Here is a 24,290-nt window from a genome sequence, read left to right on the forward strand (position 1 = left end):
TGGGATTTGTGCGGGTGGTTGGTGGTGGGCGTCGGGCGTCGCTGCGCTCCGCCCTGTCGTGGCATTGTCCCGGGCCTACGGCCCGTCAATCGGTCGGCTTTCCCGTCTTGTTGGGCCGGTGTTTTCACGGCCCTACGGGCCGATTGGCTGGCAGGGCTTCCCGGGCTGCGCCCGGGGGTGAGCGTTGACGATGTGACGCGGAATTCGGGTAGTGGCCCATCCCTCCGGGGCGGCGGGGTGCCGGCCGGGGCCTGCGGCCCCTCGTCGTTGACGATGTGTCGCAGAGTTCGGGTATCAGTCACAACCCCACCCCCGGGGGGCCTCCCCCGGTCCCGGCCGGTGGGGTGCTCGGGCGCTGGTTCGCCTTGCGGTTGCTGGGCTCGCGGCCCGTCCTCCGCCCTTGGGGCGAGGCCTGCGGCCCTCGGGAGGCAGTCCTCGGGCCACCGGTCCGGCCCGGGCCTCCCCGGCCCCGGTGGCGGACCCTCACCGGCCGCCCGTACGGCGGTCCCTGACGAGCCCTCCACCACAGACTCCCGGCCGAATCCGAAGCGAATCCAGCGGCGTTCTGAACGCGTTCCCGGGAACACCGTACGGCTCTTATCCTGGCGGCCTTGGGCGGGAGCGATACGCGAACATTCCAACATCACGGCAACCATCCATCCAGGCACTATCCGACGGAATTCCTGGCGGAAATCCGAATTCCCTCCCGATCCCTTTCCGGCCGCAATCCGAAACTCTCCCGGGGCGCAGCGGCCTGGAATCGAATCCAGGCACACCGGAAAGGGGCCTATGGCCCTCCACGCCGACACGGCGACCGCCATTCCAGACCACCCAGGAAATCCCGCCCGACGTCACCCGGGCAATTCCCGGAGTGACGACACCAAACCGAACACCGGACCAGGACGACGGCCAGGGCCAGGGGCCGGTCCCGGCAACGGGGCGCGGTACCGGGCAGCGCGGGCAGGACGGCGAGGCGGCGGGGAACCGCCGAGGCCGGCCGACCGGGCACAGCCCGGTACAACAGCAGGTGCAACACGCCCACCCGCCCCCGGCCACATAACACCTGGTCAGAACCGCAACACGCCCCCATGTTGCCCCCCGCTAGGCGGGCGGGACGCGCCGATTCCAAAGGGGCGGCAAGACGGCAATCACCCGGGTCTCCAGATTCCTTGCCTCCTCGCCGGTGCCCGTGACCGCCCAGCACAGCTCCAGTTCAGCCCGCACGATCGCGGCCTTGGCCCAGTGTGCGGCCCTCATCGGCTGGCCGGCCTCGACTTCGACCAGGCGCTCGCGCAGCCAGTGCGGATCGGCCAGAGCGCGGTCCAGCGCCGCCTCGCCCAGCCCCGACGCCAATCCGCCGGTGTACTTCGCGATCCGCCCTCTCATGCCCTGGGGCGGCCGCGAGCTCGTCCCTCGCCGCTCCGCGGCGCAGCCGACGTACACCACCCGGTCCTCCAGCCCCGACCGAGCCATGTACACCCCCGGCAAACGCGGCACCGCCAACCTCGCCTCCTCCAGCCCCACCCACGACGACCACGACGCCATCCCCCACACATCCACCAGCCACTGCCCTCCCCGATACCGATGCCCGCCCAGACGGCGGGCAGGAACAGCCTCCCGCACCACCCCGGAAACGCCATGCAGAGCGGCCTGACGGCCACCCAGCCGTCCAACGACGGGCGCAGCAGGACGACGGACGGCCCGGGACGGCGGCCTGGACGGCCGACCAGGGCGCAGCAGCGGGCAGCCCCGACGACGGGCGCGACGCCCACCAGGACGGGCCCGGAGACGGAGGGCAGGACGGCCGAGACGGGCGCAGCGGAACGGCCTGGCGGCCGACCAGGACGGCGGCCAGGGCCTGGTCCCAGCAGTGGGGCGCGGCACCGGGCGGCGCGGGCAGGACGGCGAGGCGGCGGGGAACCGCCGAGGCCGGCCGACGGGCGCAGCCCGGTGCAACACGAGCCGCAACGCGCCCACCCACCCCCGCTCTCGGCCACACAACGCCTGGTCAGACCCGCAACACAGCCCCGCGTCGCACCCCACCGCAACACCGCGTTGCACCCCCGCGTTGCACCGCCACCGCCCGCCACCACGCCACCACCCGGCCGCCGGCCACCCGCCGCCGAGCACCACCACCAGGACCAAACCGCCCGACAAGGCCAGCCCTCCCGACGACCACCGCCCCGGCCACACCCCGCCGCCCAAGACGGCAACCAGGACGGCAGCCCGGCGACAGCGGCGCAGCGGGCCCGAACGACGGCGCAGCGAGGCAGACAGGGCAGCACGCCAGACCCGGGACCGGCAGCGGCAGGCACCCGGACGCGGCACCGGCCCCGCTGGACGGGGCACAGCAGGACCACCCGGGACCTGGACGGAGCGCACCAACTCCGCCACCCGAACCCCACGTCACACCACACAACACCACCCCGACGCGACAAGGGCATCCCCGGGACGGGCGGGACGGGACGGCGGCCGCGGCCGAGCAGCAGTCACGTTCCCGTCCCGAACCCATAGGGTTGCGAGGCATGACGGACGGTTCGACCACAACAGACCTGCCCGCCCCCGAAACCGTGATCCGCGAGACCGACTGGGCGAGCCTGGAGTGCGGGTTCACAGACCCCCTGCGGGTGCCTGCCGGCCTGCGGAACGTGCTGCACCCGGACCCGGCCGTCCGGCAGGAGGCACAACGGAACCTACGCGGCGCCTTCGACGCCGAGGCCTGCCAGGCGCTTCCGGCCACTGCCCCCGCCGCCACGTACCTGGCCGCGCTGCTCGCCGACCCCCGGGCCGCCGAGGCACTCGACTTCCCCGACCCGGATGCCAGTGATCGATCGATGCGCGCCGTCCTCCTCGACGCGCTCGGTCACTACTTCCACTCCGCCGACGACCGGACCTGCGCCTCGCTCGGACACGGACCCGACGAGAGCGCCCTGCGGTACCTGCGGCCCGCTGTCCACCGGGTTGTCGCCCCGCTGCTCGACCACGAGGACCGTGCGGTCCGCCATGCCTGCGTCTTCACCGCTGTCTCCCTGGTCGAGCACCCTCGACTGGCACCGCACCGCGCCGCACTCGCCGGCCATGCCCGGCGCCTGCTGGCGGAGAGCGGTCGCTTCGACTACCGCGACGCCGCCCTCGAAGGCCTGCGTGACTGGGGGCACGACACCAGCGGTCTCGAAACCGACGAGGACAGCGAACGGCGGCTACAACTGGCCACCGAGCCACCGTTCTAACGGGAACCGAAACCGGCGGACAACAGAGCGGGACCCCGACGCGGCCAGGGCGGGCAGCAGGCCGGCAGGGACGGCGGAGCGGCGAGGCGGGCACGGGCACCGGGAACGGCGGGAAGGGCGAGCACGGCCTGGACGGCGGCACCCAGCCCAGACGGCGGACCCGGGACGGCGGCGGCCGGGCAGGGGCACAGCAGGCCCGGACCACACCGGACCCGACCACCGGGGACGGCGGGCCCGGCCCGGACGAAACCGAACACCAACCCCCGCCGCCATCCCCTGACCCGCAATTCCGACCCGAATTCAGACCACCACCGGAAACCAATACACCAAAACAACCGGGCGAAATATCCGGCGGAATTCAGCCCCCAAAACAAGCCCACAACACGCCACCCGCCCCCGAGCGGCCCCGACCCAACCCCCCAACCCCACCCACCACCACACACAGTCACCACCCCAACCACCCGACACCACCCCCGGACACCCCGACAATCACAACCAAAGGTCCAGACAACCCCGTATGCGGGGCCATTTCACGCCCCGCAAGACCAACAGGTCACACCCTGGGGCCTTCGGGTGGTTCCGTCACCAGGAGGCGGTGACGCAACCACCCCGGTACGGCCCAGGCCAGCGGCGGGCACTCAGGGGTCGACCCCGCGCGGCGACGGGCCTGGCCGGGAACAGGGGGACCGCGGGCCGGGCGACGACCAGGCGTCCGGCCCCGAGACGGGCCGGACGCCGGCCGGGACGGCGTGCGGCCGGGAGTCACGCGCCGGGGTCCGCTTCCGGTCCGGCCGGTGTTTCGTCAGAATCCTCCAGGTGACGGAAACCTTGAGCACCGGGCCGGTCTGCGCGCGGCCGGGCTGTGGCCGCGCCCTGCCGAAGGCGGCCACCGGCCGTCCCGCCCTGCACTGCAGCCCGGCCTGCCGCCAGGCCGAACACCGCCGGCGCCGCCTCGAGGAAGAACTCCCCGCCCTGCGGGACGAGGCCCGCGCCCTCCTGGCCCGCCTCGGCGGCGACGAACAGGCCCAGCGGGCACTGGAGGGCCTGGACGGCGGCCAGGTGGCGGTGTTCGTCCGGCACGCCCGCACCGCCCGGGCCGCGCTCGACGGCGCCTTCGCCCTCCTCGGACTCCCCGCACCCACCCTCGACCAGGCGGCCCGCGAGCGCCAGGACGACACGGCCGCCTCCGCCCTGGCGGCGGCCCCCGCGGGGCGCGGCAAGAGCGCTCAGGTCCACGGTCAGCAGGCCGTCCCCGAAGCCCTGCTGACCGCCTTCCAGAACGCCTGCCGGCCCGGGACAGACAAGACGACGGCGGAGGCGGACGCCCTGGTCCCGGACGGCGGCCACGGCCACGGTGAAGGCCCCGACCGTGGCCGTGCGCCGGCCGCCGAGCCGGTACGGATCCGGGCCATCCTGCCCCCGGACACCCGCCCCCTGCCCACCACCACCGCCTACGACGAACTCCTCCCCACCCGCCGCCGACGCGCACCAGGGGCTCCCGACCGCCCGGCCGACAACACCCCCGGCAAGGACCGCAAGCAGACCACCACCGCCACGACCGGCGCGAAGCCCGACCCCAGCGGCAACGACAGGACCGCCTGGGCGCAGCAGACGACCACGGCGGCCGGTGCCCGGCTCACCGTCGTCTTCGACGACGGCACCCCGCACACCCACCCCGAACCGGCCGTAGCACCACCACACCGGCCCGAGCGGCCCGTACCCGGCCAGACCGGGGCCGCCACCCCACCAGGCCCCGGCCCGGAACAGGACGACACCACGCCCGCGGCCACCGAGGACGAGCTCGCCGCCGCCCGGCCGGACCTCGGCCTGGTCGGTGAGGTCGGCGACGACACCGCCACCGGGCCGCGCGAGCGGCCGGACGTGCCGGCCGCCGAACCGGAGAGCGGGCCGAACTACGACGGCGGGACGCAGCGGCAGAAGGACCCCGCCCCCAGCCAGGACGAGGACGACGACGCGCTCGCGGCCACCGGGGACGAACCCGCCGACGGCGGGCGGGCCGACACCACGGTGGTGCCCGCGCCGACACCCGACAGCCACGACACGTTCACGGCCGCCGAGACCGAACTCGCCGCCGCCCGGGCGCTCATCGGCGACCCGACGTCCGGCCTGTCGAAAGCCGTCGACCGACAGCTGTACCGACACACCACCGCGCTGGTCCGCGGTGAGGACATGCTGCTGCCCCACCTCCGCTACGCCACCGCCGACCTCGCCAGCCGCCGCGGCCGGCTCCGCCTACCCGACACCCCCCAAGGCCAACGCCTCCACACCGCCCTCGCCGCCTACGAGAACGCCTGGAACACCACCAGAACCGGCACCGGGACGGCATCAGGAACGGCACCGTGACGGGACCACACCACGATCCGCCACAACCCAGCCCGTAACGAAACCAACCACCGGGCAGCGCAGCCGCACCAGAGCAGGCCAGGCCGGGCCGGCCGGGCGGCCGCTGAAGGCGGGGCAGCGGGCCTCGACCGGCGGCGGGCCGGGCGGCGGTGCGGGCCCGACCGGGCGGCGACTCGCCGACCGTCGGGTGACGGTACGCCGGCGGCCCGAGCGAGGCGATCGGCAGCAGGCGGTACAGAACCAGCCAGCCGGCGGCGGCCGGGGCAGAACCGGACGGTGCGCGGGCAGGCGGCAGTGCAGCGGGCGGGCGCGCGGCGTCGTCGGCCGACGGGGCCCGACGCTGGCCGGGACGGGCACCGGGGCGGCCGGCGACGTCGGCCAGAACGACGGGCTCGTCCTCCTGGCGGCCTGGCGGAGTCGCCGTCGCCCCACGCATGGGAGGCGGCCGGGCGGGGGGCCGGCCTTCGCCGAGCGCTCACCACCGCCACGGCCCGCCCCCGGCGGACAACGTCGCCCGGCCCCGGGCGCACCCGCCGTCCCTCCCGCACAGCGGGCGCCACCTAATCGGCGAGTTCGATGGCAGGTGGAAGGACGCCGCAGCCCTCATGGATCGGTGCCTGTGCTGGCTGCCCTCGGTGACGGTGCGGAGCGGGCGGCCGAGTCGCGGCCGGTGTGCGAGTTGGCGCGCAGCGCTTCCAGTGCCTTGGTGGCGCCGAGCTCCTTGGCGCGCTGGGCGGCGCGGTCGGTGACCACGGCGTCTGCCGGGTCCGGCTGCTGGTGCTGGTCGGTCACTCGGCGCCCTGCCGCGCCAGCAGGTCGGCGACGGCCTGGTCGACGGCGTCGGATGTCTCCGGGTCGGCGGCGAGCAGCACGCGGCCGCGGTAGGCGGCGGCGATCTCGGCGACCGCGACCAGGTCCACGACGGCGGGGAACCTGGTCGACCTGGTCGAGTCGGTCGACCGGCACGCGGCGCAGCAGCTGCTCGGCGAGTTCGGCGTCCAGGCGCTCGGCGTCGCCGGGGTTAGCCGTAGCCGGCCCGCAGCGCGGCTCGCAGTTGTGGCTGCGCTGGCCGGCGGCCCTGTGGTGCCACTATCTGAAACCACCGTCGGAGCGAGCTACGGAGTGATAGAGGTGATGAAAACGTCGTAGAAGTCGATGGTCGCGGCGCCGTCGCTGACGTGACCGTTGTTCCTGACGACGATGTCGAGGAAGTGGCTCGTCGCAGGTCCAGGAAAGTCGATCTGACTCCGCGTGGCCATCTGTATCACCTCGGCAAACACGGTCTTTCCCGAGCCTGAGCCCGCCTGGACAGTGGCCGTGATCGCGGCGCCGCCGAAACGATCATCCGGGCCTACCGAGAAAAAGACCGTCCCGTCGGGCGGGATGGACTGTGGTTCCGGGTGGACCGAAAAGCATGTGACGTTGGCCATGATCATTCCCCGTGCTGTAGTCGGAATCTGCTCGCTGACCTGGAGCCACGCGGGCGCCACGCCCAGCTCCAGGATCGGGTCATAGCCAGGCAGGTGCCACTCGACGTAGTGGCTGCTGCTCACGCTCACGGTCCGCCGCCGCCTCGCCGCCCTGTCGGTCCCCACGGTCGTAGCTCTACGGGGCGATAGGGCCGTTCTTCTTCTCCGGGTGTGCGGACAGGACGTAGCGGGTGGCGGCGAGGCTGGAAAGGCCGAGAAGCGGGGCACGGTCGGCGCCGAGTTCGGGGTGAGCCGCTCGACCGCCTACCGGCTGCTGGACCTGGCGGCCACGGCCGAGGCGATCGAGGCGACGGTCCGGCGGGAAGCCGGCCTGGAGCTGTCCCACGCGTGGGACACCGGCCTGGTACTGCCGGTGCGGGCGGTCGTCGAGCTCAAGGGCAGGACGGCGGAGCTCACCGACCTGATCGCCGAGCGCCTGGCCGACGCCGGCGCCTCGGGCGGGCGGCCGCCCGAGGCCACGGTCGTCGCCGAGATCGTCGCGCGTTCGGTCGCCGACGTCCGGTCCCGGCCCGACGTTCCGGCCGCCGAGCTCGCCGTCGTCCACGGCCCCGACGGCTGGGACACCGAGCAGTGGCACTCCTGCGTCGCCCGGGGCCGCGACATGGCCCGGAAACGGCTGGACGTCCGCCACGAGCTCGGCCTGCTCGCCCTTCAGGTCGCCCCCGGCTACCTCTGCGACCGCAAAGCCGAGGAAGCCCTGGGTATCCCCGGCGAGGAGATCGGCAGCACCGCCGAACAGCCGCCCGCCGCTACGCGCTGACCAGCGACCCGCGGGCCGTCGAGGCACCCTAGGCGACGGAACGGCGCGCGGCCGCGGGGCACCGCCCGGCGGCCGAGCACGGGCCCAGCTGGTTCCGTCACGGCGGGACGGTAACGGAACACCACGGACAGGCCTCCGCCGTGTACGCCGGCCCCGCCGCGAGCACCCGCTACTCGGCCCAGCCCAGCGAACAAGCCGGGCCAAGCCGGACCACGACACCGGGACGGCGGCGGGGCGGCGGGACGGCGGCGGGGCGGCGGCAAACGCCGAGGCCGGACGGCAGGCGGCAGGCGGCAGGCGGCAGGCGGCAGGCCAGGACGTCGCGAGGACGAGCCGGAACGGCGGCAGCAGGCTGGGAACAGCAGCGAGCCGAACGACGGGCGGCCATGACCGGGGCAGCGGCGAGGACGTCGACCCGGCGCGCTCGGCGAGCGGACCGACCGCCGACCGCCGACCGCCACGACGACAGCACCGGATGCGGGTGGGACGGGACGTCGCCGAGGCAAGCCGGACGGCACCCGGAGCGGCGACGAAGCCGACAACCGACGCCGGAGCCCGACAACCGCCGGAACGACGACGCCGGGGCGAGGCCCCCTGGCGAACCCGGCGACGAACCGGTGCGGCAGCGGACCGGGGCGGGTGGGCCTCAGACGAGCTGGACGCCGATCGGGGCGACGCGGGAGTCGACCAGCTGCCGGCGCCGAGGAGAACCCCGCCGTCGACGAGCCGTTGGCCGCAGCCCCGGCCCGGTGCCGCCCGGATCGAAAACCTGGTGCAGCACGGACTGTCCGCACCCGCTCGGTGCCCGGGGCGGGCGGCCAGCGCGCGGGCAAGCGGCAGCGGCCACCCGGGCGGCGGGTCCGGTTCCCGGTCAGCGGCAGTTGTGGGCGGGTGGGTTGCAGAGCCTGACATCGCTGACGCCCGGCAGGCCCGCGATCCTCTGCCGCAGGACGGCCAGATCGGCGGCGGGAGTACGAGGGGCGAAGACGACCGTGAGCGTGCCGCCCGGTACTCCGCCGGTCTGCCCCACACTGACGCTTGTGGCGCCGTGGCCGAGGCCTGAGCCGTCGACCAGGAGCTCCGCCGGAAGCGACGGGCCAAAGAGTGAACTGCCCTCGCGAACGGTGGCGAGGAAAGCGTCCGGCTCCCTGAAGTACGGGCCGATCAGCAACGGGCCGAACATCCAGCCGGCAAGGCCGAGGGTCACCACCGGCACCAGGGTGCCGACCAGCAGCGGGAGGCGGCGGGACCCGGGACGCGACCGGCTTGCCGCAGCGAGCAGAACGATGCCCACCGGCGCCAGCACGAAGAGGCCGAAGAGGAAGCCGACAGCCGAGAGCGCGAGCACCCCCCAGCCGGTGACCCGGCAAGCTGCCCGAAAGTTGTCCGCACTCCGCGCGAGAAGGGGTACGGGTGTTACCAGTGAACCGAGCATGAGCGGACCGTCGAGGAAGGTCCCGCCGCTGGCGGCCGCCCAGACCAGTGCCGGCGCCGTGCACAGCATCGCCAGTACCACCAGAACCCGTGCCTCCCGCGGCACCGGCCGACACACGCCCGACGTATCCACTCGCCCCCCAATATTGAACACGTTCAAAGTCTAGGGGCGTGACAATAGCAGGAACCGTCCCCGCGGTGGTGTCTAAGTACGCTGGCCCGGGACGTTCATTCCGGTCCCTCCAGCCGGTCCGGACGGCGGCCAGGGCCACGACGAAGGCTCCGACCACAGCCCCCGCCCCGGCCAGAGCGGGACAGCCCCACCCCACAGCGGCGGGACGCGGCGGCAGACGGACGCCGGACGGGGGCAGGACGACGACGCGCTCGCGGCCACCGGGGACGAGCCTGTCGCCGACGGCGGGCGGGCCGACACCGCGGTGGTGCCCGCACCGACACCCGACAACCACGACACGTTCGCGGCCGCCGAAGCCGAACTCGCCACCGCCGCCCGGACACTCGTCGGCGACCCGACGTCCGGCCTGTCGAAAGCCGTCAACCGACAGCTCTACTGGTACACCGCGGCACTGGCCGCCGGCAACACCACGGTCCTCCCCGCCAGCCAGGCAACCGCCGACCTCGCCCACCGCCACAGCCTGCCCGACACCCCCCAAGGCCAACACCTACGAGCTGCCCTCACCACCTACCAGCACGCCTGGAACAGCGCTGTCCAAGACGACACCGCAGCAGCGGGACCACACGACGATCCACCACCCGGCCCGTGACGAATCCACCAGCCACCAGGCGACGGCGGCCGACGGGCCGAGCGGCGGGGTGGTCCGGCGGCCGCTGAAGGCTGGGCGAGCCCGGCACAGCAGGCGGCTGACCGGGAAAGGCACAGCAGGCAGCGCCAGCGGACGAGGCCTTGGTGCCGGGCGGCGGCCCAGGCAGATGCACTCGGCGGCGAGCAGGCGGCGGGGCGGCCGGCTCGGTGGGCGGCCTCGCGGGCGCAGTCGGCGACGTCGCGTCGGTGGCGTTCGGCGCGCAGGGCGTGTTGGAGGGCGGTGTCGTGGTCGGGGTCGTAGCGCTCGGCGCGGGTTTCGGCGGTGTGGTCGCGGACGCGCTGCCACTCGGCGCGGATGGTGTCCGCGGTGGCGTAAGCGGTCTCGTCTCCGGCGTTGGCATAGCGGTCGGCGGCGCGTTCGTCGTCCCGGGCCTGGTGCAGGGCCTGCTGGATGGTCTCCAGGGTCATCCCGGCGGCCCGGCCGCGGACCCGGTGGCGGATGCCGCCGAGCATCCCGTGCTCCCGGTCGTCGCCCTCGTACCCGTCCCCTTCATCCTCTTCGTCCTGGTCGGCGGGGTGCTGGGCAAGGGCGGCGTGCAGCGTCGCGCCGGCCTGCCAGGCCTCGGCGTGGACGACGGGCTCCGGCAAGCCGACGCCGGGGCGGGCGGCGAGGACGATCCGGCCGTCGACCAGGGCCACCCAGCCGTCCAGGCCGTCGACGTCGCGCTCGGTCCAGCCGCGGGCCGGGCCGGCGCCCTGGTGGAGGGTGCGGATGCCGTCGTGGCCGCTCCAGCACAGCCACATCGCGCCGCGCACCAGCGGGGAATCCAGGATCGGGCGGCCCAGGTCCCGGCCGGCGGGCGCGGTACTCACCCGCACCGGCCACCGCCTCGACGCCTACCTCGCCGATGTCCGCGAATTGCTGCTCCGGGCAATCCTCCAGGAGGAGACGTGGCCCGGCGTCTTCGCCGCCGTCGCCACCCACGTCGACTGGTACGCCGCCGGCCTCGGCCTCGCCGGTCGTCGCCGCGTAGACCCGGCAGGGGCTTCCTGAGTCGCCGCAGCTGACGAACGGCACCCGGCGACGATCCGTACCTGTCGGTCGCGCGCGCCCGACGGGACCCTCAGCATTCGTCCGGCTCGCCCAGGCTCCGGCCACCGACGGCCGCGAGCGGCCCCCGCCAGGCCGGCAGCCTCCGGGCGCTCCGCCCCGAGCGGACGGTGACGTCTTTCAGGTACAGGAAGCGTGGGTCGGCCGCCCTGCGGCGACGCCCACCCTCGACGGCCTGGTCCAGGTGCCCGATCACCTCCCGCACGACCTTCCGCATCCCGTAATAGTCGGCTTCCGCTACCTGTCGGACGTACAGGTCCTCCCATTTCGCGGTCGGGATCACGGTCCCGGTGACGAGCGCCCCGTCCACCGCCAGCGTCAGAACGATGTCCTCGGCGACGTCCTGGTGCTCCACGCCGACGCGCAGCAGCTCCAGGTAGGGGTCCGGGTAGGCCTCCCTTTGCAGCATCACCCTCAACGCCGGCTGTACCGCATCCCGCCACGACATCCTGCTGGTCTCCTTCCCCTGGTGGGTCTGGTTCTGGCTATGCCCCGGCGGGGGTGGCGCTATCCGCTGGTGATCTGTCGGCGGTGGGGTGGAACCTTGGAAACGCGTGCGGCGCCCGGCTGGTGCCGGACGCCGCACGCGCTGATCGAATGTTCATCGGGCCTGGGACTCGGCCTCGCGCTTCGGGAGTTCGAGCAGTTCAGCCGCCATCTGGACGGCCTGGCGGTGGTCCAGCGCGTCAAGAAGCAGTCGGGCGGATGCCCGAGGGTCGAATGGCACCAGGCGGACCGTGGCCTCCGAGGCCCCGGCCGCGTGGGATCCGGCCTTCGCGGACGCGGACGACTGACTTCTCCGGCAACCTCACCACCGCCACCGCCACGATGCCAACTGACGCGCTGTGGGACCCGGTGGCGGGGTTCTCGGCTGACCTCGCGGTCGTGTGGCCCCGAGGCCGCCGGCGCCGTACCGACCGATCTCGGTGGCGAGCGCGGCGCCGCCGGCAAGCCGGTCGGCGTCCCAGGCGGTGACGTCCAGGAGAGGCCGTCGAGCGGACCACCGACACGCTCGCGGTACACGTGCCCGGGGACGGGGTCGTCGTGGTCGGTTCCGTAGACCCGGCCCCGCAGCGGCGTCTCGTCGTCCATGGATGCGCCCGGTCCCGCGACCCGATGGTGCGGCGGTGGCCGGTCAGGAGGTGATCACCTCCAGGACGGGGTGGAAGGTGGTGTGGCTGCGGGCGTCGAGGTTGACGGCGAGGCCGACGGTGGCGAGGGGCTGGAAGAGGGCCAGGGTGAGGGAGGGGTTGCCCGGGGTGACGGCGGGGGTGACGTCGAGGGGGATCCAGTCGGGTGTGGTGGAGATCCGGCCGGTGCCGAGGGGTTGGGCCAGGCCGGGGGCGTTGGCCCAGGTGACGGCGGGTTCGGTCCAGGGGGTGGGGGCGGTGGTGAAGGCCTGGAGGGTGGCGAGGGTGCCCCCGGAGTCGGCGACCGCGCCGTGGACCCAGAGGACGGCGCGGCGGACGGTGCCGGGGACGGCGGTGGTGTCGAAGGTGAGGAGGGCGCGCCGGCTGAAGCCGCTGTCGGTGGTGTTGGTGTTCTTGACCGTCAGGGTGGTGGCGGTGCCGTAGTTGGTGGTGGCGTAGGAGCCGTCGCGGACGTAGCTGTCCTGGGTGGGGTCGAGCAGGGTCGCGGTGGCGGTCGCCGGGGCGCCGGAGGCGGTGGTGAGGGTGATGGTGCGGCCGGCGCCCTGGGTGCCGCCGAGCTCCACCAGGAGGGTCACCGCGCCCTCGGTGGAGAGCACACTGACGCCTTCGGCGGCCTCGGTGGGGCGGCCCGTGCCGGCGAGGGTGAGCGTGACGGTGGCGGCCCGGCGGGAGGGGTCGGCGACGGTGACGGTGCGGGTGCTGTCGGTGTCGCGGACCAGCACCGAGCAGGGGGCGGAGGCGGTGAGCGGCCCGGCCGTGCCGGCGGCGAAGAAGTTGGCGGCGGTGACACCCGAGGCGGAGTCGGATATCGCCTGGACCGTACGGGAGTTGGCGAGGGTGGTGACGGTGGGGGCGGCCGCCCGGGCCGCGGTGGCCGCGGCGGTCGCGCCGGGCAGCACCTGGTACTCGTACCCGGCGTCGGTGGGGTTGGTGCCGTGGTCGAACCAGAGGGTGAGGTAGCGGCGGGTGAGCTGCTCGGTGGAGCCGCCGGTGTTGATGTCGTGCCAACTGCCGGTGCGGGCCTCGCGCTTCGCCCGCAGGGTGGTGCCGGCGGGCAGGACGTAGCCGCCGAAACCCGCGACGGCGACGGCGCGGGCGCCGTCGAGGCGCTGGGACCAGCCGAGGGTGGTGGGCTGGGCGGCGCCGTCCACGGTGAGGGCGTGGGTGCCGGCGGGGCCGAGGTTGCGGTTGTCGACGACGGTCTCCACCGGGGTGCCGTCGGTGCAGCTGATGCCCGCGCCGAGGCAGACCACCGCATCGTCCAGCAGGAACCAGGACTTGCGTCCGGTCAGGGTGGAGGAGAGGCCGCGCAGGTCCTGGCCGACGGCGGCGTAGGTGCCGTCGGTGGCGCCGCCGGCCCAGGTGGAGTCCGGGCGGGGTGCGCCCCAGGTGCCGCCGGCGGCGTCGGCGAGCGGCTTGGCGGAGACGGTGGTGCCGGGCAGGCGGTACGGGTCCACGGTGGGCCAGAAGGCGTCCGAGTACTGGCCGTTGCCGAAGGTGGCACCCCACCAGGAGAGCATGCCGTTGTTGGTGTGCCAGCCGCGCAGGTGCTCGCCGTTGCCGGTCTCGTAGAAGGTGGTGCGGGCGGAGCAGAGGCTGAGCGAGGCGGCCCAGCCGGAGCGGCGGACCACGGCGCGGTCCATCGCGAACACCCGGGCGCCGAGCGGCTCGGGGGCGGCGGCGGTGGCGGAGTTCAGGAGGGCCTGGGCACGGGCGAGCTCGGGGACGTCGAGGTAGGCGTTGGAGAGGTAGGGCAGGTAGTGGTCACGGGTGAGCCAGCCCTTCACGGCGGAGCGCCAGGCGGCGGACTGGGCGGCCGGGGCGGCGCCGGAGTCGGCGAGGCGCAGGATGTGGCCGATCAGGGTGTGGCCCCGGACGTGGTCGTCCTGCTGGAGCTGGAGCTGGTCGCCGCTCTGGCGGCCCCGGCTGACGGCCCGCCCGCTCACGGCGTCCATCACCAGGCCGTTGTAGAGGAAGGGCGCGTAGGCGTCGGTGACGGCGTCGAAGACGTTCTGCCGGGACGGGTCGAAGATCTGCCAGGCGGAACCGGCCAGCAGGGCGAAGAGCCTGCTCAGGCCACCGAGCAGCACCTCCCCGTAGGAGCCGGTGTACGGCACCCAGGTGTGCTGGACGAAGGAGCCGTCGGCGTACAGGCCGTCGCCGGCCAGGACGTACGGGAAGACCGGGGAGAGCGCGGTGGTGGCGGTGGTGAGCTTGGCGGAGGTGCGGCCCAGCACTCCGCGCAGGGCCAGGACGCGGCACAGGTCCACCCGGTTGCCGCCGGTGCTGGTGCCCGTGTAGCTCGACACCAGGGAGTCGGGGACCTGGCGGTCCACGGCGGCGAGCAGGGCGGAGAGCCGGGTGGGCGGCAGGAGGTCGTGGGCCAGGACGCAGGTGTCGAGGAGGGCCTGCGGGGTGCCGATCTGCCAGTCCCACCAGTTGCCGTAGGCGGTGGCCGTGGGGGTGTAGGCGCCGGTGGTGGTGTTGAGGTGGTTCAGGCCGGTGGTGATCGCGGTGGCCAGGGCCTGGTCACCGGTCAGACCGGTGCCGGGCTGCGCCCAGGCCATGGCCAGGGTGCGCAGGCGGGTGTGGGAGGCGGTGACGTTCGCCGAGGCGGTGCCCAGGGGGAGGTCCGGCCAGAGGGACGTGGAGGTCGGGGCCATGGCCTGGAGCTGGGTGCGGGCCCGGTCGCCGAGGGCGGCGAGGGTGGTGGCGTAGGGGGCCGTGGCCGGGTCGAAGCCGGTGCCGGTGAGCAGGTCGAGCCAGCGCAGGCGCAGGGTGTCGTAGGCGTCGGCCGCGGCCGTGGCGGGGGTGGGGAGGGCACCGAGGGTGAGGGCGGTGGTGCCGATGGCGGCGAGTCGCAGCAGGCGGCGGCGGGAGAGCAGGGCGGGGTTCGGCGCGGCGGTCATGGGGGGGGAGCTCCTCCTGGGAGGTGGGGGCCGGGCGGGACGACGGTGGGCGTCTTCGGTATGACCTCGCCGTCGGCGATCGAGTGGAGGCGCTCGGGTGGAGGTGCTCGGGTGGAGGTGCTCGGCGCGGGCCTTCTCGGCCGCGTGGTCCGGATCGCGGGAGGCCTTCCACGTCGTCAGACGGTGAAAGGAGGCGCCGCGCGGGCCAGTCGGGCGCCGGCGGCGGTGAGCCAGTGGGCCGCCCGGTGGCGGGCGTCGGCCGGGTCCCCGGACAGCCCGGTGAGGGTGAGCGCGCCGGGGTCGGAGGCCTCCCCGGCGACGACCCGGGCGGGGACGCCGGCCCGCTCCGCGCGGGCGAGGACCTCGCCGACCGCCTTGCCGAGCAGGCTGGTGCGGTCGAAGCGGCCCTCGCCGGTGATCACCAGGCCGGCCCCGGTGAGGGCTTCGTCGAGGCCGGTCAGCTCGGCCACCGCCGCCGCGCCGGGGACCACCTGCGCACCCCAGGCGGTCACCAGGCCGTACGCGGTGCCGCCGGCCGCGCCGGAGCCGGGGAGGGCCGGGTCGCCCCCGAGCAGGTCGGCGAAGCGGCGCAGCCCCGCCTCCAGGACGGCGATCCGGGCCGGGTCGGCACCCTTCTGCGGCCCGTAGACGGCGGCCGCCCCGGTGGGGCCGAGCAGCGGGTTGGTCACGTCGGTCAGCAGCCGGACGCCGCCGGGCGGGGCGGCGCGCAGGGCGGTGCGGTCGAGCCGGGCGGCCCGGGTGAGGGCGCCGCCGCCGTCCGGGAGGTCGGCGCCGGTGTCGTCCAGCAGCCGCAGGCCGAGGGCGGCCAGCAGCCCGGCGCCGCCGTCGGTGGACGCGGAGCCGCCGAGTGCGACGGTCACCTGCCGCGCGCCGGCGTCCAGTGCGGCGGCGATGGTCTCGCCCGTGCCGCGGGTGCCGGCGGTGAGCGGGGCGAGGGCGCCGCCGAGCAGCGGCAGGCCGCCGGTGTCGGCGAGTTCGACCAGCGCGGTGCCGTCCGGCAGCAGCGCGTAGCGGCCGGTGACCGGCCCCCCGTCGGGGCCGGTGCAGTCGGGGACCGGGTACGGGACGGCGCCGGGGAGGGCGGCCGCGAGCGCGTCGAGGGTGCCCTCCCCGCCGTCGGCCATCGGACGGAGCAGCAGCTCGTCGTCCGGCCGCACCGAGCGCCAGCCGGCGGCCAGCGCCAGGGCGGCGTCCCGGGCGGTGACGGTGCCCTTGAAGGAGTCGGGCGCGACGACGACTCTCACGGCGAGGCCAGGTGCGTCAGGTGCCGCTCGATCAGGGTGCGCAGCGTCAGCTCGCCCGGGGTGTCCCAGATCTCCTGGTTGAAGATCTCGACCTCGATCCAGCCCTCGTACCCGGCGGCGGTGACCAGGTCGGTGAGGGTGCGGAAGTCGATGTGGCCGTCACCGACGTGGCCCCGGCCGAGCAGGGCGTCGGCGGGCAGCGGCAGGGTCCAGTCGCACACCTGGTAGGAGGCGATCCGGCCCTCTCGACCGGCGCGGGCGATCTGGTCGGGCAGTGCCGGGTCCCACCAGACGTGGTAGCTGTCGACGACGACGCCGACCTGCCGGGCGGGGTACGGGGCGGCGAGGTCGAGCGCCTGGGCCAGGGTGGAGACCACCGCCCGGTCGGCGCAGAACATCGGGTGCAGTGGCTCGATCGCCAGTCGCACACCGAAGTCGCCCGCGTGCGTGGCGAGTTCGGCGAGCAGGTCGGCGACGGCGGCGCGGGCGCCGACCAGGTCGCGGCTGCCGGCCGGCAGGCCGCCGACGACCAGGACCAGGGTGTCGGTGCCGAGTTCGGCGGCCTCCTCGATGGCCTGGAGGTTGTCGGCGAGCGCGGCCCGGCGCCGCTCGGGGCCGTCGGCGGTGAGGAAGCCGCCCCGGCAGAGGCTGCTGACGGCGAGTCCGGCGTCCCGGCACAGCTTCGCGGAGCGGGCCAGGCCGGTTTCGGCGACCTTGTCGCGCCAGAGCCCGATGGCCGGGATGCCGGCGTCCACGCAGCCCCGCACGGCCTCCGGAAGGCTCCAGCCCCGGGTGGTGATCTGGTTGAGCGACAGCCTCGCGAGGCCGTTCGCCGCGCCGGCTCCGCTCATGCCGCCACCCCCGCGACGGCGAGCAGCCGGCGCATCCGGTCGGCCGCGAGATCCGGGTCGGGGAGCACGGCGGCGGCGTCCGCGAGCCGGAACAGTTCCACCAGGTGGGGCACCGAACGTCCGCTCTGCGCGCCGCCCACCATGGTGAAGTGGTCCTGGTGGCCGGCCAGCCAGGCGAGGAAGACCACGCCGGTCTTGTAGTGGAAGGTCGGCGCGGCGAACAGGTGCCGGGCCAGCGGCACGGTCGGCGCGAACAGCTCCTCGTAGCGGTCGAGGTCGCCCTCGTCGAGCGCCCGCAGCGCCGCCGCGGCGGTGGCCGCGATCGGGTCGAAGACGCCCAGCAGGGCGTGGCTGTGGCCGTGTTCGTCGCCGCGGATCAGCTCGGGGTAGTGGAAGTCGTCGCCCGTGTACATCCGCACGCCGGCCGGCAGCGCGCGGCGCAGGGCGATCTCCCGGTCGGAGTCCAGCAGGGAGACCTTGATGCCCTCGATCCGGTCGGCGTGCGCGCCGATCAGCTCCAGCACGGTCGCGGCGGCCGGGTCGGGGTCGGCGGAGCCCCAGTAGCCGGCCAGCGCCGGGTCGAACATCTCGCCGAGCCAGTGCAGCAGCACCGGCCGCTCGCAGGCGGCGATCAGCTTGCCGTAGACCTCCAGGTAGTCCTCCGGGCCGCGCGCGGCGGCGGCCAGGGCGCGGCTGGCCATCAGGATCGGCTGCGCGCCGGCCTCCTGGACGACGGTCAGCTGCTCCTCGTAGGCGGCGCGGACGGCGTCCAGCGGGTGGGGGCCGGGAGCGAGCTGGTCGGTGCCGACGCCGCAGGCCAGCAGGCCGCCGCAGGCGCGGGCCTCGGTCCCGGAGCGGGTGATCAGCTCGCGGGTGGCCGGCCAGTCGAGGCCCATGCCGCGCTGGGCGGTGTCCATCGCGTCGGCCACGCCGAGGCCCAGCGACCACAGGTGTCGGCGGAAGGCGAGGGTGGCGTCCCAGTCGACGGCGGCGGGTGCGCCGGGGGCGTTGTCGCCCAGCGGGTCGGCGACCACGTGGGCGGCGGCGAAGGCCGTCCGCGAGCGGGCGGGGGCGGGCGGGGCGGGCAGGACGGCGGGCTCGCGCAGCCGGAGCCGGCCGTGGCCGGGCAGGTGGATCTCGGTCATGGTGTCAGCGCATTCGTCTCGTCGGCGGGCGGCTGCGGGGCGCTCGGGTCTCCCCGGCGGCCGGGTGCTCGGTGGCCGGCCCGGATGCGGCCGGCGGCCGTCACAGGGACAGCTCGGGGACGTCCATCCGGCGTCCCTCGCGGGCGGAGCGCAGGCCGAGTTCGGCGAGCTGCACGCCCTTGGCACCCTCCAGCAGGTCCCAGTGGTACGGGGAGCCGGTGGTCACGTGGCGCAGGAAGAGCTCCCACTGTGCCTTGAATCCGTTGTCGAACTCCTCGTTGTCCGGGACCCGCTGCCACTGCGCGCGGAACGGCTCGGTCGCCGGCAGGTCCGGGTTCCAGACCGGCTTGGGGGTCGCCGCGCGGTGCTGGAAGCGGCACTCGCGCAGCCCGGCGACCGCGCTGCCCTCCGTGCCGTCGACCTGGAACTCCACCAGTTCGTCGCGGTCCACCCGGACCGCCCAGGAGGAGTTGATCTGGGCGGTGATGCCGCCCTCCAGCTCGAAGACGCCGTACGCGGCGTCGTCGGCGGTGGCCCGGTAGACCTGCCCGCGCTCGTCGGTCCGCTCGGGGATGTGGATGGCGGTGTGCGCGTACACGGAGCGGACGGGGGCGATGATGCCGTCCAGCACGTAGCGCCAGTGCGGGAACATGTCGAGGACCATGCCGCCGCCGTCCTCGGCGCGGTAGTTCCAGGACGGCCGCTGGGCCTGCTGCCAGTCGCCCTCGAAGACCCAGTAGCCGAACTCGCCGCGCACGGAGAGGATCCGGCCGAAGAACCCGCCGTCCACCAGCCGCTTGAGCTTGCGCAGGCCGGGGAGGAAGAGCTTGTCCTGGACGGCGCCGTTGCACACCCCGGCGTCGCGGGCGAGGCGGGCGAGGTCGAGCGCGGCCTCCAGCGACTCGGCGGTGGGCTTCTCGGTGTAGATGTGCTTGCCGGCGGCGATCGCCGTGCGCAGCGCGGTCTCCCTGGCGGGGGTGACCTGGGCGTCGAAGTAGATCTCGGCGAGCGGGTGGGCGAGGGCCTCGTCGAGCGAGGTGGTCCAGTGGGTGAGGCCGTGCCGGTCGGCGAGGTCCTTGAGCTTGTCGGCGCTGCGGCCGACCAGGATCGGCTCGGGCCACAGCGTGTCGCCGTCGCCGAGCGGCAGGCCGCCCTGGTCGCGGATGGCGAGGATGGAGCGGACCAGGTGCTGGCGGTAGCCCATCCGGCCGGTGACGCCGTTCATGACGATGCCGATCACCCTGCGGGGCATGGGGTTCTCCGATTCGTTGCTGGTGCGGGGAGCACGTGGTGCGAGGGACGTGCTGAGAGGAGCGTGCTGCGGGGCCGCGCGGCACGGGGGCGCGGCGCGGGGTCACGCGGTGCGGTGTCCGTCCTCGGCGAGGACGGGGTGGGCGAACGGATGCCCGGCGGTGTAGCGGGCGAGCTCGTCGGCGGCGGCGGCCGCCATCCGGTGCAGCTCGCCGCCGAGCGAGCCGGCCACGTGGGGGGTGAGGAAGACGTTCGGCAGCTCGTAGAGCGGGGAGTCGGCGGGCAGCACCTCCGGCTCGGTGACGTCGATGACGGCGTCGAGGCGTCCGGAGGCGGCCTCGCGCACCAGTGCTTCCTGGTCGACCAGGGAGCCGCGCGAGGTGTTGACGAGGGTGGCGCCGTCGCGCATCAGGGCGAGCCGGCGGCCGTCGATCAGGTGCCGGGTGGCCGGCAGTTCGGGGGCGTGCACGCTCACCACGTCGGAGGCCGCGCAGAGTTCGTCCATCTCCACGGCGCGGGCGCCGAGCCGGGCGGCCTCGGCGGGGTCGACGTACGGGTCGTGGAGCAGCAGGTCCAGGTCGTGCGGGCGCAGCAGTTCCATCACCCGCCGGCCGATCCGGGAGGCGCCGACGATGCCGACGGTGCGCCGGTAGTTTCCGGCAGCCCCGTACGCCAGCTGCCAGTCGTGGGGGGCGCGGCGGCGCCGGTACTCCTCACGGATCGGCAGCAGCCGCTTGTTGGCGAGCAGGACGACGGCGACGGTGTACTCGGCGACCGGCAGGGCGTTGGCCCAGGCCGCGGAGGTGACCTTGAGGCCGTGGCGCCAGCAGGCGTCGGTGATGTGGTGTTTGACCGAGCCGGCGGCGTGGATGACGGCGCTCAGCCGCGGGGCGGCGGCCAGCACCTCCTCGTCGATCGGCGGGCAGCCCCAGCTGGAGACGATCACCTCGGCGTCGGCGAGCGCCGCGCGGGCCTCGGGGGTGGTGAAGTCGTCAAGGACGAGTGCCGGGTCGAGGTCGGCCAGGGCGGTGAGCCGGGCCATGGTGTGCGGGTCGATCAGGCGCCCGGCGAGCTCGCGGTGCATGGCGAGGACGGCGCGGGGGCGGCTGGCGGGCCGGCCGTCGGGCACGGTGGTCTCCCGGTCGGGCGTAGGGGCGGGCGTGGTGGCGGTGCCGGTCGCGGCGGTGGCGGGGTTCGGGCTCACTTGACGCTCCCCGCGGTCAGGCCGGCCTTCCAGTGCCGCTGGAGCAGCACCAACGCGAGGACGAGCGGCACGACGGCGAGCAGCGAGCCGGTGATGACCAGCGGGTAGTACTCGGGGAAGGCCTTGGTCTGGGCGTTCCAGCTGAACAGGCCGAGGCTGACCGGGAAGAGCCGGCTGTCGGAGAGCATCACCAGCGGCAGGAAGAAGTTGTTCCAGATGGCGGTGAACTGGAACAGCAGGACGGTGACGAAGCCGGGCATCACCATCCGCAGCCCGATCGACCAGAAGGTCCGCAGCTCCCCGGCGCCGTCCATCCGGGCGGCCTCCAGGACCTCGTTCGGCACGTAGCCGGCGCAGAACACCCGGGCCAGGTAGACGCCGAAGGGGTTGACCAGCGAGGGCAGGAAGACCGCCCAGAAGGTGTTGACGATGCCGAGCTCGGAGGCCAGCAGGTACATCGGCAGGGCGAGCGCGGTGGTGGGCACCAGCACGCCCAGCAGCACGAGGCCGAACACCTTCTCCTTGCCGGGGAAGCGGTAGACGTGGAAGGCGTAGCCGGCCGCGACGCACACCAGCGCGCACAGCAGCGAGCCGATCCCGGCGTACAGCAGCGAGTTCAGGTACCAGCGGAAGTAGATGCCGCCGCCGGTGGTGGCCAGGTCGTGCAGGTTCTGGCCGAGCCGGAAGTTGTCGGCGCCCAGGGCGTTGCCGCCGAGCAGGTCGGCGGTGTTCTTGGCGGAGGCGGTGAGCAGCCAGCCGAGCGGCCACAGGGTGTAGACGGTGGCCAGGACCAGGGTGCCGTTGACGGCGGTCTTGGAGAGTGTCCAGGGGCGGCGCGGCCGGGCGGCGCGGGCCGGGCGGCGGGGCGGGGCGCCGCTGGGGCGGGTGGCGGTGGTGGTCATGCGTCGGCCTCCCGCCGGCGGTCGGAGCGGCCCCGGGTGAGCCGGGTGACGGCGAAGGAGAGCCCCGCCGCGGCGAGGGCCAGCAGCACCGAGGCGGAAGCGGCGAGCCCGTAGTCGTGGCGTTCGAAGGCGGCCGTGTAGGCGTACATGTTCGGGGTCCAGGAGGAGGTGACGCCCGGTGAGGTGCCGTAGAGGATCATCGGCTCGGTGAACAGCTGGAGCGAGCCGATGACGGTGAACAGGCCGACCATGGCGATCGAGGGCCGGATCAGCGGCACCTTGATGTTCAGGGCGGTGCGCAGCTCCCCGGCGCCGTCGACGACGGCGGCCTCCAGCACGGAGCGGTCGACGGCCTGCAGCGCGGCGTAGAAGATGACCAGGTTGTAGCCGGTCCACTGCCACAGCGCCATGTTGACGACGGCGGGCAGCGGGTGGCCGAGCGGGTCGGGCTGGGTGCCCAGGGACTCCAGTGCGTCCAGTACGGGGCTGATGCCGGGGGTGTAGAGGTACATCCACAGCAGCGCGGCGATGATGCCGGGCACGGCGTGCGGGATGAACAGCGCCAGTTGGAAGAAGCGCCGGGCGCGGGCCAGCGTGGAGTCCAGCAGCAGGGCCAGGACGAGCGCCAGGCCGGTCATCAGCGGGATGTAGATCAGGCAGTACTGGGCGGCGGTCAGGAAGCCGCCGCGGAAGGCCGCGTCCGACAGTGCCCGGGTGTAGTTGCCGAGCCCGGTGAAGACCGTCTCGGCGTCGCCGAAGCCGAGGCCGGAGCGGTGTTCGGTGAAGAGGCTGAGCCGGATCGCGTAGCCGATCGGGATCAGCGTGCACGCGGTGAAGAGCAGGAGGAACGGGGCGAGCAGCACGGCCGGTGCCCCGTACCGCCCGCGCCACCGGCCGGCGGTGGCGCGGGCGGTACGGCCTGGATGGGTGCCGGTGGTCACTGGGCGACCTTCAGTCCGCGGTTCTTGAACTCGGCGAGGGTGGCCTGCTGCGCGGCGGTGAGCGACTCGTCGATGGTGCCGGTCCGGCCGGCGACCTTGCCGAAGGAGTCCTTCAGCGAGCCGTTGGTGACGCCCATCGCCGGGCCCCAGGTCCAGCCCGGCTTGACGGACTTGGCGGCGTCCGCGTAGAGGGCGTAGAGGTCCTGGCCGCCGTAGAAGTCGGTGTTGAAGGCCTGCTTGGCGGCCGGCACGAGCTCGGTGGCGGCCGGGTAGGCGGAGGAGGTGCCGGAGGAGATCCGGGCCTTGAAGCCGTCCGCGGTGGTGGTCGCCCAGGTGGCGAACTCGACGGCGGCCTTGGCCTTCTTGCTGTCCTTGGACACGGCGAAGGTGGTGCCGCCGAGCATGCCGCTGGCGGGGCTGCCGTCCCAGCTGGGCATCGGCGCGGCCGCCCAGGTGCCGTTGACCTCGGGGGCGGTGCCGAGGTTGGCCTTCAGGACGCCGCCGCCCCAGGTGGCGCCGAGGTAGCCGGCCGTCTCGCCCTTTTGCAGGGAGGCGGTCCACTGCTGGCTGAAGGACGGCATGACGCGCACGAGGTCCTCGTCGGCCAGCTTCTGCCAGTAGTCGGCGACCTTGCGGGTCTCCGGCCCGGTCAGGTCGGCCTTCCAGGCCTCGTCGGCGGCGGCGAACCAGTGGGCGCCGTTCTGCCAGGCCATCGCCTCGAAGGTGGTCGGGTCGTCGGGGAAGAAGGTGGCGATGCGGGTGTCGGGCTGGGCTGCCTTCAGCTGCTGCGCCGCGGTGCGGAACTCGTCCCAGGTCTTGGGGACGGTGATGCCGGCCTTGGCGAAGAGGTCCTTGCGGTAGTAGAAGACCTGGGGGGAGGCGTCCAGCGGCAGGGCCCAGGTGCGGCCGCCGAGCGAGGTGAGTTCGACGGCCTGCGGCAGGTACTTGGCCTTGAGGTCGCCGTCGACCAGCTTGCTGATGTCCTGGACGGCGCCCTGGCTGACGAAGTCCGGCAGCTGCGGGTACTCGACGTTGAAGACGTCGGGGGCGTTGCCGGCCTTCACCGCGTTGGAGAGCTTGGCGTAGCCGCCGGCCGCGCCGGCCGGGATCTCCTCGAAGACGACCTGGATGTTCGGGTGGCTCGCGTTGAACGCGGCGACCACGTCCTTGGTGCCCTTCGCCCAGCCCCAGAAGGTCAGGCTGACCGGCTTGCCGTCGTCCGCGGCGGTGGCCGCCGCCCCGTCGCCGCTGCTGCCGCAGGCGGCGAGCAGGGTGACGCAGAGCGCGGCCGAGGTGGCCGCGGCGGCGGTGCGGAGGGCTCTGCGCCGGGAGAGGGGGGTCGAGCGCATCGGTGGGCTCCTTAGGACGAGGGTGCACAGGGCCCGGAAACGGTCGGCTCCGGCCGGGACCCGTCAGAGGGTGGGGGCGATTGGCTGTCATCCTGAGCAGATAGGCGATCGGAGTCAAGAGATTTGGATCAAATGATCTGACATGATCGACC

The 24,290-nt window shown here is 74.2% G+C and carries 20 protein-coding genes and 1 pseudogene; 3 read left to right on the plus strand and 18 right to left on the minus strand.

The genetic code is table 11. From position 1 onward, the window contains the following. Positions 1-1,101 precede the first annotated feature (1,101 nt). A complete protein-coding gene (locus tag ACFRQN_RS11265) occupies positions 1,102-1,503 on the minus strand; it encodes a hypothetical protein (RefSeq protein WP_380719744.1) in 402 nt (133 codons plus the stop codon). A 1,022-nt stretch (positions 1,504-2,525) separates the two neighbouring features. Between ACFRQN_RS11265 and ACFRQN_RS11270 the strand changes: the two genes are divergently transcribed. Then, positions 2,526-3,230, plus strand: a complete 705-nt coding sequence (locus ACFRQN_RS11270) for a hypothetical protein (RefSeq protein WP_380739873.1) — start codon at positions 2,526-2,528, stop codon at positions 3,228-3,230. A gap of 816 nt (positions 3,231-4,046) precedes the next feature. Further along, complete coding sequence (locus tag ACFRQN_RS11275) at positions 4,047-5,594, plus strand: hypothetical protein (RefSeq protein ID WP_380739875.1); 1,548 nt, start codon at positions 4,047-4,049, stop codon at positions 5,592-5,594. A 603-nt stretch (positions 5,595-6,197) separates the two neighbouring features. Here the strand turns inward: ACFRQN_RS11275 and ACFRQN_RS11280 are convergent. The 3 genes from ACFRQN_RS11280 to ACFRQN_RS11290 form a co-directional block, all read right to left on the minus strand. Continuing rightward, positions 6,198-6,386 carry a hypothetical protein gene (locus ACFRQN_RS11280; protein ID WP_380739877.1) on the minus strand — a complete coding sequence of 63 codons (189 nt, stop codon included), beginning with the start codon at positions 6,384-6,386 and terminating at the stop codon, positions 6,198-6,200. Next, positions 6,383-6,514: a hypothetical protein gene (locus ACFRQN_RS11285; RefSeq protein ID WP_380739879.1), complete on the minus strand. Its 132-nt coding sequence runs from the start codon at positions 6,512-6,514 to the stop codon at positions 6,383-6,385. Before ACFRQN_RS11285 ends, ACFRQN_RS11280 begins: the two co-directional genes overlap by 4 nt. A 195-nt stretch (positions 6,515-6,709) precedes the next feature. Further along, on the minus strand, positions 6,710-7,147 hold the full coding sequence (locus ACFRQN_RS11290; protein WP_380739881.1) for a hypothetical protein: 438 nt from the start codon (positions 7,145-7,147) through the stop codon (positions 6,710-6,712). A gap of 85 nt (positions 7,148-7,232) precedes the next feature. On the opposite strand from ACFRQN_RS11290, the gene ACFRQN_RS11295 reads away from it, so the two are divergent. Beyond that, positions 7,233-7,844 carry a hypothetical protein gene (locus ACFRQN_RS11295; protein ID WP_380739883.1) on the plus strand — a complete coding sequence of 204 codons (612 nt, stop codon included), beginning with the start codon at positions 7,233-7,235 and terminating at the stop codon, positions 7,842-7,844. An 871-nt stretch (positions 7,845-8,715) separates the two neighbouring features. Here the strand turns inward: ACFRQN_RS11295 and ACFRQN_RS11300 are convergent. The 14 genes and pseudogenes from ACFRQN_RS11300 to ACFRQN_RS11365 all read right to left on the minus strand — a co-directional run bounded on the left by ACFRQN_RS11300 (position 8,716) and on the right by ACFRQN_RS11365 (position 24,138). After that, a complete protein-coding gene (locus tag ACFRQN_RS11300) occupies positions 8,716-9,432 on the minus strand; it encodes a hypothetical protein (RefSeq protein WP_380739885.1) in 717 nt (238 codons plus the stop codon). A 546-nt stretch (positions 9,433-9,978) separates the two neighbouring features. Next, positions 9,979-10,932, minus strand: a complete 954-nt coding sequence (locus ACFRQN_RS11305; protein ID WP_380739887.1) for a hypothetical protein — start codon at positions 10,930-10,932, stop codon at positions 9,979-9,981. 251 nt (positions 10,933-11,183) lie between these two features. Continuing rightward, on the minus strand, positions 11,184-11,618 hold the full coding sequence (locus ACFRQN_RS11310; protein ID WP_380739889.1) for a hypothetical protein: 435 nt from the start codon (positions 11,616-11,618) through the stop codon (positions 11,184-11,186). A 153-nt stretch (positions 11,619-11,771) separates the two neighbouring features. Then, on the minus strand, positions 11,772-11,897 hold the full coding sequence (locus tag ACFRQN_RS11315) for a hypothetical protein (protein WP_274538712.1): 126 nt from the start codon (positions 11,895-11,897) through the stop codon (positions 11,772-11,774). 81 nt (positions 11,898-11,978) lie between these two features. Further along, positions 11,979-12,262 (minus strand): annotated as a pseudogene (locus ACFRQN_RS11320) (hypothetical protein). Between the two features lie 43 nt (positions 12,263-12,305). Further along, on the minus strand, positions 12,306-15,230 hold the full coding sequence (locus ACFRQN_RS11325; protein WP_380739891.1) for a polysaccharide lyase family 8 super-sandwich domain-containing protein: 2,925 nt from the start codon (positions 15,228-15,230) through the stop codon (positions 12,306-12,308). Positions 15,231-15,406: 176 nt separating this feature from the next. Further along, positions 15,407-16,495, minus strand: a complete 1,089-nt coding sequence (locus ACFRQN_RS11330) for a glycerate kinase (RefSeq protein WP_117484817.1) — start codon at positions 16,493-16,495, stop codon at positions 15,407-15,409. Then, the gene (locus ACFRQN_RS11335; protein ID WP_380739894.1) at positions 16,492-17,346 is read right to left on the minus strand and encodes a sugar phosphate isomerase/epimerase family protein; all 855 of its coding nucleotides are present in this window, start codon (positions 17,344-17,346) and stop codon (positions 16,492-16,494) included. Before ACFRQN_RS11335 ends, ACFRQN_RS11330 begins: the two co-directional genes overlap by 4 nt. Continuing rightward, positions 17,343-18,491 carry a dihydrodipicolinate synthase family protein gene (locus ACFRQN_RS11340; protein ID WP_380739896.1) on the minus strand — a complete coding sequence of 383 codons (1,149 nt, stop codon included), beginning with the start codon at positions 18,489-18,491 and terminating at the stop codon, positions 17,343-17,345. Before ACFRQN_RS11340 ends, ACFRQN_RS11335 begins: the two co-directional genes overlap by 4 nt. 100 nt (positions 18,492-18,591) lie before the next feature. Then, positions 18,592-19,743 (minus strand): Gfo/Idh/MocA family protein, encoded by a 1,152-nt coding sequence (locus ACFRQN_RS11345; RefSeq protein WP_049657187.1) that lies wholly within the window; start codon positions 19,741-19,743, stop codon positions 18,592-18,594. Between the two features lie 102 nt (positions 19,744-19,845). Next, positions 19,846-20,826, minus strand: a complete 981-nt coding sequence (locus ACFRQN_RS11350) for a hydroxyacid dehydrogenase (protein ID WP_074006233.1) — start codon at positions 20,824-20,826, stop codon at positions 19,846-19,848. Positions 20,827-20,942: 116 nt separating this feature from the next. Continuing rightward, positions 20,943-21,848 carry a carbohydrate ABC transporter permease gene (locus ACFRQN_RS11355; RefSeq protein ID WP_049657190.1) on the minus strand — a complete coding sequence of 302 codons (906 nt, stop codon included), beginning with the start codon at positions 21,846-21,848 and terminating at the stop codon, positions 20,943-20,945. Further along, positions 21,845-22,789 (minus strand): carbohydrate ABC transporter permease, encoded by a 945-nt coding sequence (locus ACFRQN_RS11360; protein WP_049657191.1) that lies wholly within the window; start codon positions 22,787-22,789, stop codon positions 21,845-21,847. The genes ACFRQN_RS11355 and ACFRQN_RS11360 overlap by 4 nt, the downstream gene beginning before the upstream one ends. Beyond that, positions 22,786-24,138, minus strand: coding sequence for an ABC transporter substrate-binding protein (locus ACFRQN_RS11365; RefSeq protein WP_079272882.1), 1,353 nt, complete (start codon positions 24,136-24,138; stop codon positions 22,786-22,788). Before ACFRQN_RS11365 ends, ACFRQN_RS11360 begins: the two co-directional genes overlap by 4 nt. Between the last annotated feature and the right edge of the window lie 152 nt (positions 24,139-24,290).

The organism is Kitasatospora sp. NPDC056800, from assembly GCF_042789775.1.
Taxonomy (GTDB): Bacteria; Actinomycetota; Actinomycetes; order Streptomycetales; family Streptomycetaceae; genus Kitasatospora.

Bases quoted from the DNA above. Each gene is read 5' to 3' on its own strand.
- ACFRQN_RS11270 (WP_380739873.1), top strand. From the start codon at position 2,526: ATGACGGACGGTTCGACCACAACAGACCTGCCCGCCCCCGAAACCGTG.
- ACFRQN_RS11310 (WP_380739889.1), bottom strand. From the start codon at position 11,618: ATGTCGTGGCGGGATGCGGTACAGCCGGCGTTGAGGGTGATGCTGCAA.
- ACFRQN_RS11325 (WP_380739891.1), bottom strand. From the start codon at position 15,230: ATGACCGCCGCGCCGAACCCCGCCCTGCTCTCCCGCCGCCGCCTGCTG.
- ACFRQN_RS11335 (WP_380739894.1), bottom strand. From the start codon at position 17,346: ATGAGCGGAGCCGGCGCGGCGAACGGCCTCGCGAGGCTGTCGCTCAAC.
- ACFRQN_RS11340 (WP_380739896.1), bottom strand. From the start codon at position 18,491: ATGACCGAGATCCACCTGCCCGGCCACGGCCGGCTCCGGCTGCGCGAG.
- ACFRQN_RS11345 (WP_049657187.1), bottom strand. From the start codon at position 19,743: ATGCCCCGCAGGGTGATCGGCATCGTCATGAACGGCGTCACCGGCCGG.
- ACFRQN_RS11350 (WP_074006233.1), bottom strand. From the start codon at position 20,826: ATGCACCGCGAGCTCGCCGGGCGCCTGATCGACCCGCACACCATGGCC.
- ACFRQN_RS11355 (WP_049657190.1), bottom strand. From the start codon at position 21,848: ATGACCACCACCGCCACCCGCCCCAGCGGCGCCCCGCCCCGCCGCCCG.
- ACFRQN_RS11365 (WP_079272882.1), bottom strand. From the start codon at position 24,138: ATGCGCTCGACCCCCCTCTCCCGGCGCAGAGCCCTCCGCACCGCCGCC.